The sequence below is a fragment of the Anaerolineales bacterium genome (genome assembly GCA_016928575.1).
In the GTDB taxonomy this organism is placed as follows: Bacteria; Chloroflexota; Anaerolineae; order Anaerolineales; family RBG-16-64-43; genus JAFGKK01.
Map to the genome: position 1 here is coordinate 23,207 of JAFGKK010000072.1, position 17,104 is coordinate 40,310.

The following is a 17,104-nucleotide window of genomic DNA, read 5'->3' on the forward strand; positions in this document are numbered from 1 at the left end:
CATTCTTATTCATCTTCGCAGAGTGTCATCCCGATGCGCCGCAGGCCCCGTGGGAAGGGTGCCGGATGAATGCGAATCCGCCAACGCCGGGGCGTACCGCCGGCGCGCTAGTAAACGCCCCAAAACCGGATTGTGCAATCGGATAAGCCCATCGCCACGATCCGCCCGTCCAGCGAGAAGGCGATCTCCATGGAGGCGTAATTGGCGACTTCGATTGAATGGATAGATCGCCCGTCGGAAACGCGCCAGAACTTCACCGTTCTGTCGATCGACCCCGAAGCCAACAATCCGCCGTCGGGCGAGAAGGCTACCGCGTTCACCGCATATCTGTGACCGGAGAGCGTTAACAATCGGGTGCCGTCGGCGACCCTCCAGAGGATTACTTGCAGGTCCGCCGCCGCCGCCAGGATCGTTCCATCCGGGGAAAAATTTACATGTCTTAGCCCCAACGCTTCGGTCGGGGTATTAATTTTCAGGAGCAGCTTTCCATCTGCAACACGCCAAACGTGCAAAACGTCGGGGCCCCACTTAGGATCCAAGCACGCGATCACCGCCAGCGTGAGGCCGTCCGGCGAAAAGGCGATACTGGGGATGTACGTATCGCCGGCGTCGATCGTGCGCGCGAGTTTCCCGTCGGCGACGCGCCAAAGGTTGACCAATCCGTCATTCGATCCCGCGGCCAGCATGGATCCGTCCGGGGAGAACGCGATGCCGGAGATCGACTCCGCCTGCTTGGGAAGCGTTCGGACGGGCGATCCATCGGACGGCAGCCAAAATTTCACGGTCCCATCGCCCGAACCGGTGGCCAAGAGGGATCCATCCGGGGAAAATGCCACGTCGTTTACCCTGTCAGTATGCCCAGATAGAGTCCTAATCTGGCTGCCGTCGGAAACCCGCCATATTTTCGCCGTCCGATCCCACGATCCGGAAGCCAGCAGCGAACCGTCCGGCGAAAACGCCAGGCTGTCCGCAACGCCGGTCTGCCCTTGCAGGCTTTGAATTAATTCGCCGTCCGGGATCCGCCAAAGCTCCAGCGTATCCTGACTCGCAACCGAGGCCAAGCAAGATCCGTCCGGGGAGAAGACGACGTTTTCAATCGAATCGCCGTTGCTTTTCCACGCGCGGAGGAGGTCGCCGTTGGAAACCCGCCAAAGGGAGATGCCGCCGTCGTAATCGCCGGAGGCCAGGACGGTTCCGTCGGGCGAGAATGCCACGCTTTTCGTCATGAAGCGTCCGCCTTCCAACGTCCGCTGGAGTTCGCCGTCGGCGACCCGCCAGAGCCGGACGTCGCCGTCCCAGGAACCCGAGGCGAGATACTCTCCATCCGGAGAAAACGCCACCGTTTTAAGATGATCCATACGTTCATCCGACAGAATCCGAACAGTACTGCCGTCGGACACCCGGGAAATTTCCACTGTGTTAGATACGGTGGCGGCCAGAAGGGTGCCGTCCGGCGAGAAGGCCACGTCGACCGCGACATATTTATGGTGGAGGGTCAACAAGCGCCTGCCGTCCGCGATGTTCCACAAGGTGATTTTCCCGTCGTAGGAAGCGGAAGCCAAGAGGGACCCGTCCGGCGAAAAGTCGAGTCCGTAGATGGCATCCTGTTCTCCCTTCAACTTATCCAACCTTCTGACGAAGACGCCTCTGGAAGCGCTCCAGAGGGTCACATGGCCTTCGCCGGATCCCGTGGCGATCAAAGCCCCGTCGGGTGAAAACGCCACGGTAAACGGCGTTTCGCCGGTAAAAATAAATCCGGACTCCCGCAAAGTTTGCGCTTCGAAGAGGTACACGCGCGCGTGAGAGGCGACGGCGAGCGTTTTCCCGTCCGGAGACCAATCGACGTGGAACAGGTCGCCCCTGCCGATCTGCCTCAACTCCTTGATCCGGGATACGTTATCCGGGGCGATGACGGACAGTCCGTCGGGGAGGATCGGGGATAACGTTTTTGTCCGGGTGAACACAAGGGTTGGGGAGATGGTCGCCGACGGAGCGGGGGTAATGGATGGCGTCCGTAGAATAGTCCGGGTCGGCGAACGGGCCGGCGGCGCGGCAGTTTTTTCCGCCGTGCACGACGGACAGGCCAGAAGGGGAATGAGGAGGCCGGCGAGAATCAGGACAATCCGTTTCCTGGCGGCCATGGCGGTTCCTACCTTCGTTCCATCCGATCGGTTCGTACCGTACTAGTATATCCCGCCTGAGGGGAAGTGCGAGTCCGCCATTGTCATCCCGAGGGGCTGAAGGCGATCCTGTTTCACGTCATCCCGAGGCGTCCTTGGCGTTCGCGGGATCGGTGGCGTAATTACCGATCGCCCTATTCACAGTCATTCGGTACCGATCCCTCATCCCAAAAAACAGGGTTCGGGATGACGACACAGGCGGCGCCGGTGTGCGGGATGCCGCGTGGCGGGGGGGGGATCCTTCGGGCGCATAAAACGCGCCCTCAGGATGACCACGGGCGGGGGGAGAAGGGGCGCAGCGTCGCTGCGCCCCTTCTCCCCCCGCCCGTGTCACATCTCCTCGGCGTAGTAGACGCCGTTCTCGTAGAGCGCCAAGCCGAGCAGGCCGGATTCGCCGCGCGTGAAGCGCGGATGCTGCCAGGCGTGGATGTGGTCCTCCGGGTGCGGCATCAGCCCGAGGACGTTGCCCTTCTCGTTGCATACGCCGGCGATATCGGCCAGCGAGCCGTTGGGATTGACGGGGTATTCGCCCTTGGCCGGCGAGCCGTCGGGGAGGACGTAGGTGAGCGCGACCATGTCTCGGTCGCGGAGGGCCTTCAGGTCGGCCGCCTTTTGAAGCAGGAAGCGGCCTTCGCCGTGCGCCACCGGGCAATAGATCAGCTGGTCGAGCTCGTCGGTCCAGACGCACTTCTTGGAGACGGGCTGGAGGTGGACCCAGCGGCATTCAAAGCGGCCGCTCTGATTGAAGGTCAGCGTCGCGCGGACCGGTTTGACGCCCTTGCCCCGCGCGGCAGGCTTGGCTTTGGCCTTGGGCTTGAGCTTGGCTTTGGTTTTGGGTTTGGCTTTCGCCTTCGCCTTGGCTTTGGCGGCGGATTTGACGCCGATCGCTCCGGGCAGGATCCCGCTCTTGACCAGCGCCTGGAAGCCGTTGCAGATCCCGAGCACGGGCTTGCCGCTTTCGACGAACTCGCGCACCTGGTCGGCGAAGTAGACGTTCATTTCGAGCGCCATCAGCTTGCCGCCGCCGAGCGCGTCGGCGTAGGAGAATCCGCCGGGGATGACGAGGATCTGGTAGTCGCTCCACTTAACGCCGCCTTCGCGCAGCTGGTTGAGGTGGACCGTATCGGCCTCGGCGCCGGCTTTTTCCAGCGCGGCCGCGGTTTCGATGTCGCGGTTGATGCCGTTGGCGTGCAGGATCAGGGCTTGGGGTTTCATGGTGGTTTCTTCACTCCGTTTGAGTATTCACTCCGCGACCATAGGCCATCCCATCCCTCCTCCCCTTATCCCCTCCTTATTACGGGAAGGAAGGAGGAGGTGCGGGAGGTGGGAAGGGATGGTTACACTGCCTTCCCCTTCCAGGCTTGCACCAAATCCTCGACTTCAAGCGAGAGCAGGGTTTCGTCGATGGTGGCGATTTCGAGCCGTCCGTCCGGGCTGGTGGTTCCAAGGCGGCGGGCGAAATTTCCCATCCCGCCGGTGAAGCAAGTTTCGAACGCCAGGACGTCCTTCGGATTGACCTCGGCCAGGAAACGGGCGTTGGATTCGCCGAACAGGGCCAGGGTCGGATCGTCGTCGTCGAGGTGGAGGGTCATGCCCATCCGGCCGGCGATGCACATTTCGGCGGCGGCGACGGCCAGCCCGCCCTCGCTGAGATCGTGGCAGGCAAGGACCAGCCCCTTTTGCATCGCCTTGTGCAGGCACCGATACAGCGCCGGGGCGTGGTCCGGCAGGGCGGGCGCGACTTCGTTCTCCCCGCCGCCGTAGAGTAGGGCGAAGTGGCTGCCGGCCATCTCGTCGCGCGTCTCGCCGATCAGGTAAACGGTGCTGTCGGGCTCCTTGAGGTCCATGGTGACGGCGGCGAGCACGTCGTCGATGATGCCGGCCCCGGAAATCAGCAGGGAGGGCGGGATGGCGTGCTTGCGGCCGTCGGAGCCGACGTATTCGTTATTGAGCGAATCCTTGCCGGAGATGAAGGGCAGGCCGAACGTCACGGCGGCGTCGTAACAGCCGCGGCAGGCGGCGACGAGCGCGCCGAGCACCTCGGGGCGCAGCGGGTCGCCGAAGCAGAAGTTATCCAGCAGGCCGATCCGCTCCGGATCGGCGCCGACGGCGACCGCGTTGCGCACGGCCTCGTCGACCGCGCTCACGGCCATGCGGTACGGATCGACTTTGCCGATCTCGGGATTGAACCCGCAGGAAAGCACGAGGCCGCGCGGGCCGGAGGTACCGGTGGGGACGAGCACGACCGCATCGGACGGGCCGTCGTTTTCCACTCCGGTGAGCGGCTTGACCGATGTGCCGGCCTGGACTTCGTGGTCGTAGACGCGGACGGTCTCGGCTTTGGTGGCGATGTTGGGGTGGGCGAGGAGCTCAAGCAGGGCTTGGTTGTTGTCGATCCGCGGGTGCGGCGGTGCGCCGGGGGCCGTTTTCTCCGGCGGCTTGGGCAGGACGGCCTTGAGTTCCCTCAGGGGCTGGCCCTCGTGCAGGAATTTGTTGTCCAGGTCCAGCACGGTGAGGCCGTTGTAGCGGACGATCGTGCGTCCTTCCTTGGTGAAGCGGCCGATGTCGGTGAAGGAGACGTCGAAAATTTTGCAGATGATTTGCAGTTCGGCGATCTTTTCGGTGGGGACGGCCAGGACCATGCGCTCCTGCGCCTCCGAAAGCCAGATCTCCCACGGGGCCAGGCCGGCGTATTTGAGCGGGACTTCGCGCAATTCCACGTCGCAGCCGATCCGGGCGCCCATTTCGCCGACGGCCGAGGAGAGGCCGCCCGCGCCGCAGTCGGTGACGGCGTGGTAGAGGCCCTTGTTGCGGGCGCGGACGAGGACTTCGATCAGCCCCTTTTCGGTGATCGGGTCGCCGATCTGGACCGAGGCGCCCGAGACCTCGCCGGTCTTGGCGTCCATGGTCATCGAAGAAAAGGTGGCGCCGCGCAGGCCGTCGCGCCCGGTTTTTCCGCCGAGCAGGATGACGTGGTCGGCGGGCTTGGGGTTGCGGGTGTGCTTGCCCTTGGGGGCGATGCCGACGCAGCCGCAATAGACGAGCGGATTGGCGGTGTAGGCTTCGTCGTACCAGATCGCGCCGGAGACGGTGGGGATGCCGATCTTGTTGCCGTAGTCCTCGATCCCGGCCACCACCCCGGAGCGGATCCGCCGCGGATGGAGGACGCCCTCGGGCAGTTTTTCGGGATCGGCGTCGGCGGGGCCGAAGCACAGCACGTCGGTGGAGGCGATCGGCTTGGCCGAGACTCCGAGCACGTCGCGGATCACTCCGCCGGTGCCGGTGTTGGCGCCGCCGAACGGCTCGATGGCCGAGGGGTGGTTGTGGGTTTCGACCTTGAAGGAGATCTCGTTGCCGGAGTCGAAATCGATGATCCCGGCGTTGTCGACGAAGGCCGAGCGGACCCATCCGGCGCGGGCCTTCTCGGTGGCGGCGCGGATGTAGGTGTCGAGCAGGCCTTCGATCATCTCTTCTTCGCCGGCGACGGCGATATCGGCCTTGAAGGTCTTGTGGCCGCAGTGCTCGCTCCAGGTTTGGGCGATCATTTCGAATTCGACGTCGGTCGGATCGCGGTCTTCCTGCCGGAAGTACTCGCGGATCGCGCGCAGTTCCTCGAGGTCGAGGGCGGATAGGCGGGCGGCGTTGAGCTTGGCCAGCCCCCGGTCATCGAGGCTGCGGATCGGCAGGCGCTCCACCTGCCCGGAGGATTCGGCCGGGTGGGGGAAGACCGGTTCGATCTGCCCGAGGACGAAGCGCTGGATGACATCGTTGGCGAGCAGGCGTTTGGCGAGGGTGGCGCGCTGTTTCGCATTCAGCGCGCCGCGGATGACGTAGCGCGTTCCGGTTGCGGCGCGCGCCACCCCCTTCACTCCGAGCATGCGGGCGCAGCGGACGATCTCTTCGGCCACCGGATCGGTGACGCCGGGGCGCAAGGCGACCTCGACGACGAAGGCCCCGGAGGGGGTTTTGGAGGGCTTGTCGCGCCAGGCGCCGGTCTGGACCAGCGGATCGGTGAGCAGGCGGGAGCGCAAGGTTTCGCGTTCGGCGGCGGTCAGTTTGCCTTCGAGGAAATAAAGCAGTTCGCGTTCGATTTTGCGGACGGCCTTGAGGCCGAGGGCGTGGGCGTCGCTGAGCAGCCCCTCGGCGGCCGGATCGCTTTTGAGGGTGGTGCGGACGACCAGGGTGTGGACGGGCAGGATGGAATCGGTCTTCACGATGGGATCTCCCGGTGGGCCGCCCACCGGGCGGCCAGGATGTGGCTGCTTGTATTAAAAAGGAAGACGGTCAGAGACCGACGTGGTCTTCAAGACCGCGTCGGTCTACGGCACCGCGCCGGTCTGGAAAACGGCATCGTTCGCGCCGGATTATATCGGGAAAGGGCGGGGGGCGTCAATTAACGGTGGATGGTGGATCTTTTCCGCCGGCAATGCCTACGGATTGCTTCGTCCTTTCCTCCTGGATCTTGATTCCGGGAAGGATACTTCCGGCGTCCGGCGGGCGGGGAAGCGGCCAAATCCCTTCAGACTTGTGCGCACTCCGTCTTCCAGCCCGCCCACGCCGCCGTTCGAAGCGGGGCGCTGTGCGGGTAGCGGAAAACGGCCGGTCGAATCCGTGCCGGCAAACCGGTCAAGCGGGTTGGGATCCTCGATCGCCTTTTTCCGCCCTGCCGGGGAGTGAAGCCGCGATGTGCAAGGCGGTCCTTGAATTCATTTTCCCGGTGGCAAGCGAAGGCTGCCCGGCGGCCGGATTCGCACCGGCCGGTCCGACCCGCCTGTACGAAAAGCGGCGCGAAGAGAATCTTCTGCCGGCCTTGGAGGGGGGATTGCGGGGCCGATGATTCGCATCCGGATTCCCTTCGAGGACAGACGGCGCCGGCGGCGCTCGTGTTTGCCGGGTTGGAAGGGCTGCGGTGCGGACTCGACCGCTGAGGCGCGGAGGCGGCGGAGACCCCGCGTTCGGCAAGACAAGCGCGGCTTCCTGAGGGCGACGAACTCCGGGTTGAAATTCCGCCGGTTTTTAAACGCGGGATATTATAATGAAAGGCATCGCGAAAGGGCGGCCCACGGTCGGAATGCAAGCCGCTGGGTCGTCCTTTTTCCATTCCATCCGGGCGGAAAGGCGGGTCATTGTGAACGATCGAATCCTGGAGAAACCGATACCCCTCCTCGGCGGACGGAGATCCCGGCCGGAAGCCGACATGCCAAAAGAACGGCGCGGGTCGTTGTGGGGAAGCAGGATCATCCGCAATGTATCCATGCCGTCGCTCCTCCCGTACGTTCCCAGGAAGCCGAACGGCACGGCCGTGATCGTCGTCCCGGGCGGCGTGTTCCAGTTTCTGGCGATCCAAAAAGAAGGGACCGAGGTGGCCGAATGGTTGAACGCCCTCGGGATCACCGCTTTCGTTCTCAAATACCGGCTGGCCCCCACGCCGGCGGACGATGCGGAATTCCGGGCCGCCTTTGAAGCGTCGAATTTCGACATCCGCGGAATCGCCGGGTACATCCGCCAAGCGGTCGAGGATGGAATTGAATCGCTGCGGGCCGTCCGGCGGATTTCCAGGAGGTATCGAATCCGCAAAGGGCGGATCGGGATGATCGGCTTTTCCGCCGGGGCGCTGATTGCCGTCAACGGCGCATTGAAATCCGCGCCCAAGCCCCGTCCGGACTTTCTTGCGGCCATCTACGGGGCGCCGATCCGGGCGGTGAAAGCGACCAAACAGGCTCCCCCGCTGTTCATGGCGTTCGCCGACGACGACGCATTGGTGGCGGACAACTGCCCGGCGCTGTATCAGGCTTGGAAGAAAGCCGGCCGGCCGGTGGAAATCCACGCCTATGCCAAGGGAGGCCACGGCTTCGGGATGGCGAAACAAAAACAGCCGAGCAGCCAGTGGCCGGCAAGCTTCGAAATTTGGCTCAGGGGTGGGGGGTTCCTTCCGCAAAAATAACGCCCGGTTACACGGTCCGGCCGAATTCGGAAACCCGGATCGGAGGATTTTTCCCGGAGACAAAGGGCTTGGCCGGGATTTTTCGTTGGGATGCGCTTCGGCGCCTGATGTATACTGGGCCGCAACCGCGGCGAGGCTGTTTGCTCGCCGATCGGTATCCTGCGGCGGTGCGGACCTTCCGCGGATTTGGACCGATCATCGGCTCTCTGTGAGGGAATCCGATGGCTGCTGAGAACAACCATCCGAAGAAATCCTTTGCGCCGTTCCATTTCGAAACAAGCGATGAGGAATTTATGGAAGCGGCTGAAAATTCCGGAAACACCGATGGGCGTCCGCAAGGGGAAAACCGCCTGGGCGGGGAGATCAAAATGAAAACCCTGAAAGCGGTCGGAAGAATCCACGCCGAATAGGAGGGGGAGCCGGCTGACGCAGGGGAATCCGCTGCAGCTGACGGCGGCCGCCCGCGTTTACTGCCCCCGTGCGCGATGCCCCGCGCAGAAGCGCCCCAGCATCCGCGCCGCAGACCGTCCGATTTGCCCTAAGGCCAGCCTATCCCGTTCGAACCCGTTGCCGCGCAGCCGGCCGGAAGGCGGATCGAGCCTGCGGAAATAAGGGGAATTTCCCGCGCACGAAAACGCTGGAAACAATGAATGACCGCGCAGCTTGCTGCGCGGTATCAACGCCCCGCCCCGGCTTCGCCGGGCGAGGCCGGGGCGCACAAATGCGAAGAACTGCGCGGCAAGCCCCCCGTTGCGTAATCGCGCAGGTGTAAATTTCAAACCGAACCTGCGCACTCCGCGGGGGCTGGCGCGGGGTATTTATCATCCCGCGGGAGCGGGATTAACAACTCTTGGTTTGAAAGGTGCGCGAACTATGAACTGGAGAATCGTCATACCGCTGCTTCTGATCGGATTGATTGTCGCCGGCATTCTGTTTGCGGCAGGGCGGCTGAAAGCGCCGCAATTCGCCGACGAAAGCCGGGAACTCGACGCCGTCGTGGCCGCCCAAGTGCAAAGCGGCGCGCAAATCCGGAGCTGCGCCCTGGCGGTGATGAAGGGCGACGGATCGTTCGCCTGGGCCGGCGCGGCGGGGACGGCCAATGCGGCCGGCGGGGTTCCGATGACCGCGGACACGCCCGTCTTTATGGCCAGCGTCACCAAGCTGTTCACGGCGGCGGCCGTCATGCGCCTGTATGAGAAAGGCGAACTGGCTTTGGACGATCCGATGGCGGAGTATCTTCCCGAGGATCTCATCCGCGGGATTCACGTTTACCAAGGGAAAGATTATTCCGGTGAAATAACCGTGGCGCAGTTGTTGGCGCAGACGTCGGGGATCGCGGATTACTACGATGGAAAAGGAGCCGACGGCTTCAGCATGTACGAGATGTTCCTGGCGGACCCGGAGCGGATCTGGACCGTCGAGGAGACGATCGCCCGGGCGCGGGACGAATTGAAGCCGGATTTCGCGCCCGGGACGGCGGCTTCTTATTCCGACACCAACTACCAACTGCTCGGCAAGATCATCGAGGCCGTGACGGGCAAGCCGCTGGCGGATGTGTTCGACGAATACTTCTTCCGGCCGCTCGAAATGGGGCACACCTGGCTGGCAGCCTATTCCGAACCCCGGGACGCCTCGGCCGCGCCGGCGGACGTATTCGCCGGCGACGAGGACGTCACCCAAGTCCGCACCAACGGTTCCTACTGGGCCGACGGGGGCGTCGTTTCCACCGTAAAGGATTCCATTTTGTTCCTTAAAGCGCTTCGGGAAGGGCGGATCCTCCGGAGCGACACGCTGGAATCCATGCACGATTGGCGGCCGCTGAGAAACCTCCCGTTTAAATATGGATTCGGGACCATGTACCTTGAGATGTCGTCCGTGATGGGCTTAAACGCACCGCCGGTGTGGGGGCACTCGGGCTCCAACGGATCCTTCCTCTATTATTCCGAAGAGCTGGACCTGTATGTGGCGGGAACCATCAATCAGACGGAGGACAGAATGACGCCGTTTATGCTGATGGCGGATGCGATGCAGGCGATGGGCTGACCGGAACCGGCGCCTTTGGGGCTGATGAGGAAGCGGAAGCCCGCCGTTTTTTTTCCCCGAGGCTTGTTCCGCCAGCTTCTCGTTGCGCGCCCGGAAGGTAAAAACCGTCTTTTTGGAGAGGAGTGGCGGTGCGGAAAAACACCACAGGGATTTGGTTTGGAACAATTATTCTGTTTTCGATGATTACCAGATGCTCCCAATTGCCATCCGCTGAAAATTCAACGACAAGCCGGGAAACGGAAAAAACCGCCGCGGAAACGTCCACTCCGATCCGTGAAGAGAAGCCGGAACTTGGAAGGTTTTTTCAGGGCAATGCCGGCGCATTCGTGCTCTTCGACGGAAGCGAGAATCAATACATCCAGATCGACCCCGAGCGATGCGCTGAAAGGTTCCTCCCGGCTTCCACGTTTAAGATCATGAATGCGTTGATCGGCCTTGAAACCGGCGTTATCCCGGATGAGGATTATGTCATTCAGTGGGACGGCACACAATATGGAATCCCCTCGTGGAATCAAAACCATTCGCTGAAAACCGCGATGCAGAATTCCGTGGTCTGGTATTTTCAGGAACTGGCCCGACGGGTCGGGGGGGAGCGAATGGCCGATTACGTGAATCTGGCCGAGTACGGGAATAAGGATATTTCCGGACAAATAGACGCCTTTTGGCTCGAAGGCGGTCTGCGGATATCCGCAGACGAACAAGTGGAATTTTTAAAACGGCTTTATTTTGAGGATCTTCCCTTTTCGGGGCGAACGATGGAAATTGTGAAAGACATTCTTGTCTTGGAAACCGATCCGCGTTTCACCTTAAGCGGGAAAACGGGTTCGGCTCAAAGAACAACCCCGCACATAGGCTGGTTTGTGGGTTATGTGGAAGCCAACCATAACGAATATTTCTTCGCAACGAATTTTGAAAGTTCAGATCCAAACGGGATGGCGAACGGCGAATCGGCGAAAAAGATGACGTGGAACATATTGGATTATCTGGGTGTTTTTTAATGGGATGGATCGATTAACTCCCAGCCGGCAGGTGACGACTTCCCCGGTCCGGTGTTTGAATCGGTCTGTCCTTCGGGGAAAATGCAAATCCACTTGACCCGATTCTGGACGACCGGCGACAAGGCTCAATGCCGGTATGCCGGCGCGATACTTGCCGCCGCGCGCGCACGCTCGACCCATTCCGCAGGGTCCGCGCCAATCCTCCCCGCGAATTCCGGTCTTCCGTCGTACCGCTTCCGCCGCAAAACCGGCGCGGAAGGATCGTACGGATATCGTACGCCGTTTGGCGGCATCCCATCGCGGAAAGGTCTCCTGCCTTCGGTACAATCCAGGTCTTGTTTTCGGGACGCGCGCCGTATGCGATCCGGCGCCCCCGGAGGAGGAATGGTGCAGTGTAGACGCGTGAATAGGAAACCATGGCGGATCTGCTTTACCGCGTTCGTTGCGGCGGCTCTTTTGCTGGGAGGAGCGGGACTTCATCTGATTTCCGGCGGGCACATCCCAGAATACCTGACCTGGCGCTGGATGGTGACCTTCCACGTTGCGGTGGCGCCGGTGGATGATTTCCGGATCGAAGTGGACAAATCCGAGCGCCGGCTGGCCGTGTTCGAAGGCGGACGCGAGATTGCGGTCTACCGCGCGGCGATCAGCGAGCACGGCATGGCGCAACGCACAACCTGGGAGGACGAACTGACCCCGGAAGGAATCTTTCTCATCGCCAGCATGCAGTATGAATCGCGCTACGGGCCGCGGCAAATGCTGCTGGAGACGACCGCGCAATCCCTGACGGATTACGAAGCCCAATACGGGGAGGAAGGCCGGGATCGAGTGGAAGTGTGGAGTAAATCGCACGGGCCGCTCGACACGATTTGGGAGACCTACGACTTCAACCAAATGAATCCGGAACATCCGATGTGGAACGACATCCTGATCCACGGCGGGGGAAGCGCAACGGACTGGACCTGGGGCTGCATCGCGCTGGACGATGCGGACGTGATCGAGCTGTTCGATCTCCTGCGCCGCTCGCGCGCGGGCGGGCTGGGCGTGGCGGTGGAAATCCGGCGGTAGAAATCCGGATCGGCAAAGCCGGCCTTCTCTTTTTTGCACATCCTCCATTTTCACCCATGCGGGCGACGCCGTGCTTTCCGTCCCTTTTTCGGTCCACCCCCGATTGTCGGTGAATGGGGTGGAGGATCGGGGCGGTTTTCCAGATTAATCAAGAGGGCTTTTTACCGCCAAGCCGCCGCGGTTGAGGACGTGGGTGTAGATCATGGTGGTGTTGACGTTGGCGTGGCCGAGGAGTTCCTGGACGGTGCGGATATCGTAGCCGGATTCGAGCAAATGGGTGGCGAAGGAATGGCGCAGGGTGTGGCAGCCAACCCGTTTGGGGATTCCGGCGGAGCGGGCGGCACGGCGGACCTCCTTCTGCAATCCGGATTCGTCGACGTGATGGCGGCGGACGACTCCGCCGCGCGGATCCGGAGAGAGGCGGTCGGAGGGGAACACGTACTGCCACTTCCACTCACGGGCGGCGGACGGGTATTTGCGTTCGAGCGCGTAGGGCAGGTAAACCGAGCCGGCGCCGGCGGCGAGATCGGATTGGTGGATGCGGCGGACGCGTTCGAGGTGGGCTTGGAGGGGCGCGGCCGCGGAATCGGGCAGCATGGTGACGCGGTCCTTGAACCCTTTTCCGTCGCGGATGGTAATTCGCCGCATCCGGAAATCGAGGTCCTTCACCCGCAGTCGGAGGGCTTCCATCAGGCGCAAGCCGCTGCCGTACAACAGCTGGGCCATCAGCAGGTGCTGACCGGACAGGGCGGCGAGGAGCGCGCGGACTTCCTCCTTGGAGAGCACGGTGGGGAGCAGGACGGGGCGCTTGGCGCGCACGAGCTGAAAGGGGGAATCGAGTTTTTTGCCGAGGACGCCGCGATAGAAAAAAACCAGCGCGTTCAGGGCTTGATTCTGGGTGGAGGAAGCGACGCGTTCGCGGACCGCGAGGTGGGTGAGGAAAGCGGAGATTTCCTCTTCGGCGAGTTGCTCGGGCGGGAGTCCGGCGTGGAAGGCGAAAAAGCGGCGGACCCAATCCACGTAGGATTCTTCGGTGCGGATGGAATAATGGCGGAGGCGGATGAGCTTGCGGAGGCGGTTGAGAAGCTCGGCTGTGGAAGAAGAAGCGGACGCGGTCATGAGGCACCCCCTGGCGGACGCGGATGGCGAAGCGGACGGGGATATTATACAATAGCGGAAACCGAACGCCGGGGAGGGGGAGATGAGGACGAAGCTGGTGTTGAAGCCTGGGAGCCGGGGCACGCGGAAGCTGTTGGCGGAATACGGCAAGCGGCTGGTGTGCGTGCGGTATCGGTATGATTGGCGATTGGGCCGCCGCTGGAAGACGGTGGAGCTGATCATCCACGAAGCGTCCTGGAAACCCAAGCCGAGTTCGCTGGTCTATGTCCGGATTCAAAATTTAGAATGGACCAAGCAGGAGAAAATGCTGGAATCAGGAGCACGATGGGACAAGCGGAGGCTGATATGGCGGATGCGGTACGAAAATGCGTGCCGTCTCGGGCTTGCGGACAACATCATAGAGTTTTAAAGCATCTACCCATATATGCAAACCAAAAGCATCTAGGTGTATATAGTTGCATATAGAAGTAGATGGGAATTCCGTCCAGTAATATGTTGGGCCGGTAAGATCTTATTGGTGTAAGTATAGCGTTTGAGGAGTCTACTTATGGAACGAAGCGGCTTCGTTATTTTGTTGATATTTGGCAGAGGATGGACTACATGAATCGGCTCGAATGTTGCAAAGGAAAGGACGCCGCTTCTTAAGGCATTAAAATGGGAAGGGTTCTGCGTAACCGAAATGATGGTTATTTTGAAGAAAAAACATTCCGGCCCAACAATGCGCTGAAGCCGACTTGGCCTTCGGCCTAGAGTCTTCGTTGGTGTTATCCTCGGCCTTGAATCAAGTACAATGGTTAGTGGTAAGTAGCCGGCCAAGTCGGCCAAGCGGCTTAGCGCTGTGCGTTGGGCCGTAAAGAGTTTTTTGAATAAGTATATTCTTTTGAATCCTACTGGTGGAACGAAGCGGCCTCGATATTTAGTTGATATCTTGCAGAGGATGGACTAATTGTATTGATCCGAATGTTGCAGAGGAAAGGACGCCGCTTCTTAAAGCATTAAAATGGGAAGGGTTCTACACAATCGAAGTGATGGTTATTTTGAAGAAAAAAAACGTTACGGCCCAACAAAGCGCTGAAGCCGACTTGGCCTTCGGCATAGAGTCTTCGTTGGTGTTATAGTAATCTTCAGATCTAATAAACTGAAGTTGAGGTAATCACCAGGCCAAGTCGGCCAAGCGGCTTAGCGCTGTGCGTTGGGCAATAAAACCCATTATTGGATAAATTGCAATATATAATGGAGGGGTAAATGAAAACACTAGAAGAATTCTTTTATAACCATCCCCTTGAATTCCATTTTCGTGATAATAAGAAACAGAAAATACTATATACATTTAGTAGCTGGGTTAATGAATATAAATTCAATGATTGGCATTACTCATTATTCTATATGTCAAACGAATCTCCACTTTGTTATCACAATAATGACGTAATATCACTTAGTCTTGATTATCTTCGTTCAAATTACGAAATTTCATTACAAGCGATATATTCACTACAAAAGGATATAAATCATGCGGTAATATCAATAATTCAACCTACTTCAAGTTGGGATGAAGCAAAAACACCATCACTTAATACACCTGATAAATCTGCAGCATATGAATCGATATGGCATCCTGAATATCAAAGATATACAGAACATATATTTAATCATTTAATTAATATATATTTGTTTATAATCGGAAAAATAAAAAATAAGGATTACTTATCACAAGATTTAGCAAATAGGTCTAAAATAATTGCGGATAATATTTCCCCTTTACTTACTACCGGATATGATTCCATTATCAGAAATGCCATTTCTCATGGAAGTACAGAATATGAAATGATGACAGTAAAATATATTGATAAAAAATCAGATATTTTACTCATGCCATCTGAATTTGCTGAACAATTTGATAAATTAGTGGATACTTGTCATAGTCTTTTATCCGCAATATTATTGTTTATTTCTGAAAATAAGTGTAATAAATATCCGCCTAAAATGGAAATGCTACCTTTTGGAATTAGATTGTTATTATCGGCGGGAATTGTTTATCATCCAGGACTACAGATTATTACTATGCTAGAGACACAAAATAGAAAACAGTCTAAACAATTGCATGTAGTTTGTCGTGTAAATAATCCATCTAAAGCATCACATCAGTTTGATAGTTTATATATTGCATGGACAATGGCGAATCTATATAAACATTATGATAGGATATTGATATCTATTGATTGCGGAAAGAAGATTTATTCATTAATTGCATTTGATGGAAAAGTACTAAATACAGCGATAGAACAAAAATTACCTATTGAAAAATGTGAAGGATTAATACAATCATCATTGCTTTGGTATGATGCATCACATATAAGAAGTTGGTTTTCTACTTTCCATAGTATTGTAAAAACAACATGGCCAAAAATAACTTCAGAAATACGGTCTAATATTGAAAAAGCTGGTTTAGTAAAACCAATATACAAATATAGTATTTCTACTATTGAAAATAATAGTTTAGATACTGAGCCGCGAATAATATGCTATGCCATATTAGATGAAAAAGGAAAAGTTATTGACACGATTGTTATTAGTACTATTCAAAAAATAATTCTTAATTTAAGAAACAAGAGAGTCAAACGAAAAGATATATATGGAGAAAAAGGTATTCCTTCTTCACCCGCACATATTCTGATTAGGTTATCATCGGAAAAACGGCGTATACGATCATTAAAAATGCAGTCGTGGCAAAACGAAGAATTAATTCTTATTGCAGAATGGAAAAATAGGCATTCAAAAACAAAACCTTCATATACTAAGAACGCTCATTATATAGAAAAATCATTACGAATAAAATTTAATCCTTCAATAATTGGGAAGAAACTATAATATGTTTTTATTGCCCAACAAGGCGCTGAAGCTGACCTGGCCTTCGGCTGAGTGTTTTCGTTGGCGTGTTCTTCGATGGCGAGTGGGGTATACTGAACCCAGTCCCGCAAAGCCGGCCAGGCAGCTTAGCGCTGTGCGTTGGGCGCAATTTAGGAGGTAATATGCCTTCAAGAGACCATAGAGAAAAGTCATCAGAATTATTTGAAAGAGCAACATATCCTCTCGCAAAGAAAGTATCATTTCGAGAAGCGTTTCCGGAAATAGAAAAAATATATATAGAAGTATTGGAATATGAAAATGTGATAAGTGAGAATGGCCTTACTCAAAGGTATGATATTGATACATTTCCCGGAGAATTTATAGATTGCTCAAACCGTTATTGTTTTCGCGGTGGGATTTCTCTCGGGCAAATTATCCGGTCAATGGTTTCTTCAAAAAAGACTTTAGAAGAAGATAGAATAGGTTGTAAGGGAAATGAAACATCACCGAAAGGAAAGAAAATATATCAAAAATGTTTACACTCTTTTAAATATTCAATTAAAATAGAATATAAAACAACAGCTATAAAATCTTAATGCGCCCAACAATGGGTTGCAGCGGATTTGGCCTTCGGCCTGGTGGTAATGTTGGTGTGTTCTTCGATGGAGGAATTAATATAATGAATGTAGTCATGCTCAGCCGGCCAAACCGCTGAACCCTGTGCGTTGGGCGGCTTATAATCTGTAACACTTGACTTTAAGGAGTTCCATGGACATTCATCAACTCGGGGAACCATTCCCAATATGGCCCAATGTGGCACTTTCTACGCGGACTTATTCAAATTCGGAGCAGCAAACACCATTGTTGTGGAACAGTCAGATAGTTCGTAATGTAAGCGAACCGTC

Annotated in this window: 12 protein-coding genes; 8 read left to right on the forward strand and 4 right to left on the reverse strand. The window is 57.2% G+C overall.

Annotated features, from left to right (window positions below):
• Positions 1 to 107: 107 nt before the first annotated feature.
• From JW929_09910 to purL, 3 genes are all read right to left on the reverse strand, one after another.
• Entirely contained in the window at positions 108 to 2,141 is a 2,034-nt protein-coding gene (locus JW929_09910) for a hypothetical protein (GenBank protein MBN1439713.1), read from the reverse strand.
• A 369-nt stretch (positions 2,142 to 2,510) separates the two neighbouring features.
• The gene (gene purQ / locus JW929_09915; protein MBN1439714.1) at positions 2,511 to 3,395 is read right to left on the reverse strand and encodes a phosphoribosylformylglycinamidine synthase I; all 885 of its coding nucleotides are present in this window, start codon (positions 3,393 to 3,395) and stop codon (positions 2,511 to 2,513) included.
• Positions 3,396 to 3,517: 122 nt separating this feature from the next.
• The gene (gene purL, locus JW929_09920; protein ID MBN1439715.1) at positions 3,518 to 6,394 is read right to left on the reverse strand and encodes a phosphoribosylformylglycinamidine synthase subunit PurL; all 2,877 of its coding nucleotides are present in this window, start codon (positions 6,392 to 6,394) and stop codon (positions 3,518 to 3,520) included.
• 983 nt (positions 6,395 to 7,377) lie between these two features.
• Between purL and JW929_09925 the strand changes: the two genes are divergently transcribed.
• The 5 genes from JW929_09925 (at position 7,378) to JW929_09945 (ending at position 12,233) form a co-directional block, all read left to right on the forward strand.
• Positions 7,378 to 8,124, forward strand: coding sequence for a dienelactone hydrolase family protein (locus JW929_09925; protein MBN1439716.1), 747 nt, complete (start codon positions 7,378 to 7,380; stop codon positions 8,122 to 8,124).
• A 221-nt stretch (positions 8,125 to 8,345) separates the two neighbouring features.
• Entirely contained in the window at positions 8,346 to 8,534 is a 189-nt protein-coding gene (locus JW929_09930) for a hypothetical protein (GenBank protein ID MBN1439717.1), read from the forward strand.
• A 463-nt stretch (positions 8,535 to 8,997) separates the two neighbouring features.
• Positions 8,998 to 10,167, forward strand: a complete 1,170-nt coding sequence (locus JW929_09935; protein ID MBN1439718.1) for a beta-lactamase family protein — start codon at positions 8,998 to 9,000, stop codon at positions 10,165 to 10,167.
• 128 nt (positions 10,168 to 10,295) lie between these two features.
• A complete protein-coding gene (gene blaOXA, locus JW929_09940) occupies positions 10,296 to 11,165 on the forward strand; it encodes a class D beta-lactamase (GenBank protein MBN1439719.1) in 870 nt (289 codons plus the stop codon).
• Between the two features lie 384 nt (positions 11,166 to 11,549).
• Complete coding sequence (locus JW929_09945; protein MBN1439720.1) at positions 11,550 to 12,233, forward strand: L,D-transpeptidase; 684 nt, start codon at positions 11,550 to 11,552, stop codon at positions 12,231 to 12,233.
• A gap of 144 nt (positions 12,234 to 12,377) precedes the next feature.
• Here the strand turns inward: JW929_09945 and JW929_09950 are convergent, their stop codons facing one another.
• Positions 12,378 to 13,352 carry an integron integrase gene (locus tag JW929_09950; GenBank protein MBN1439721.1) on the reverse strand — a complete coding sequence of 325 codons (975 nt, stop codon included), beginning with the start codon at positions 13,350 to 13,352 and terminating at the stop codon, positions 12,378 to 12,380.
• A gap of 82 nt (positions 13,353 to 13,434) precedes the next feature.
• On the opposite strand from JW929_09950, the gene JW929_09955 reads away from it, so the two are divergent.
• The 3 genes from JW929_09955 to JW929_09965 all read left to right on the forward strand — a co-directional run bounded on the left by JW929_09955 (position 13,435) and on the right by JW929_09965 (position 16,795).
• Complete coding sequence (locus JW929_09955; protein ID MBN1439722.1) at positions 13,435 to 13,761, forward strand: hypothetical protein; 327 nt, start codon at positions 13,435 to 13,437, stop codon at positions 13,759 to 13,761.
• A gap of 836 nt (positions 13,762 to 14,597) precedes the next feature.
• Complete coding sequence (locus JW929_09960; GenBank protein ID MBN1439723.1) at positions 14,598 to 16,220, forward strand: hypothetical protein; 1,623 nt, start codon at positions 14,598 to 14,600, stop codon at positions 16,218 to 16,220.
• Positions 16,221 to 16,381: 161 nt separating this feature from the next.
• Positions 16,382 to 16,795, forward strand: coding sequence for a hypothetical protein (locus tag JW929_09965; GenBank protein ID MBN1439724.1), 414 nt, complete (start codon positions 16,382 to 16,384; stop codon positions 16,793 to 16,795).
• Positions 16,796 to 17,104: the final 309 nt, after the last annotated feature.

Excerpts from the sequence above, each read along its gene's own strand:
- JW929_09960 (MBN1439723.1), top strand. The coding sequence starts at position 14,598 with ATGAAAACACTAGAAGAATTCTTTTATAACCATCCCCTTGAATTCCAT.
- JW929_09910 (MBN1439713.1), bottom strand. The coding sequence starts at position 2,141 with ATGGCCGCCAGGAAACGGATTGTCCTGATTCTCGCCGGCCTCCTCATT.
- JW929_09950 (MBN1439721.1), bottom strand. The coding sequence starts at position 13,352 with ATGACCGCGTCCGCTTCTTCTTCCACAGCCGAGCTTCTCAACCGCCTC.
- JW929_09930 (MBN1439717.1), top strand. The coding sequence starts at position 8,346 with ATGGCTGCTGAGAACAACCATCCGAAGAAATCCTTTGCGCCGTTCCAT.
- JW929_09935 (MBN1439718.1), top strand. The coding sequence starts at position 8,998 with ATGAACTGGAGAATCGTCATACCGCTGCTTCTGATCGGATTGATTGTC.
- JW929_09965 (MBN1439724.1), top strand. The coding sequence starts at position 16,382 with ATGCCTTCAAGAGACCATAGAGAAAAGTCATCAGAATTATTTGAAAGA.
- JW929_09945 (MBN1439720.1), top strand. The coding sequence starts at position 11,550 with ATGGTGCAGTGTAGACGCGTGAATAGGAAACCATGGCGGATCTGCTTT.
- JW929_09955 (MBN1439722.1), top strand. The coding sequence starts at position 13,435 with ATGAGGACGAAGCTGGTGTTGAAGCCTGGGAGCCGGGGCACGCGGAAG.
- purQ (MBN1439714.1), bottom strand. The coding sequence starts at position 3,395 with ATGAAACCCCAAGCCCTGATCCTGCACGCCAACGGCATCAACCGCGAC.
- JW929_09925 (MBN1439716.1), top strand. The coding sequence starts at position 7,378 with ATGCCAAAAGAACGGCGCGGGTCGTTGTGGGGAAGCAGGATCATCCGC.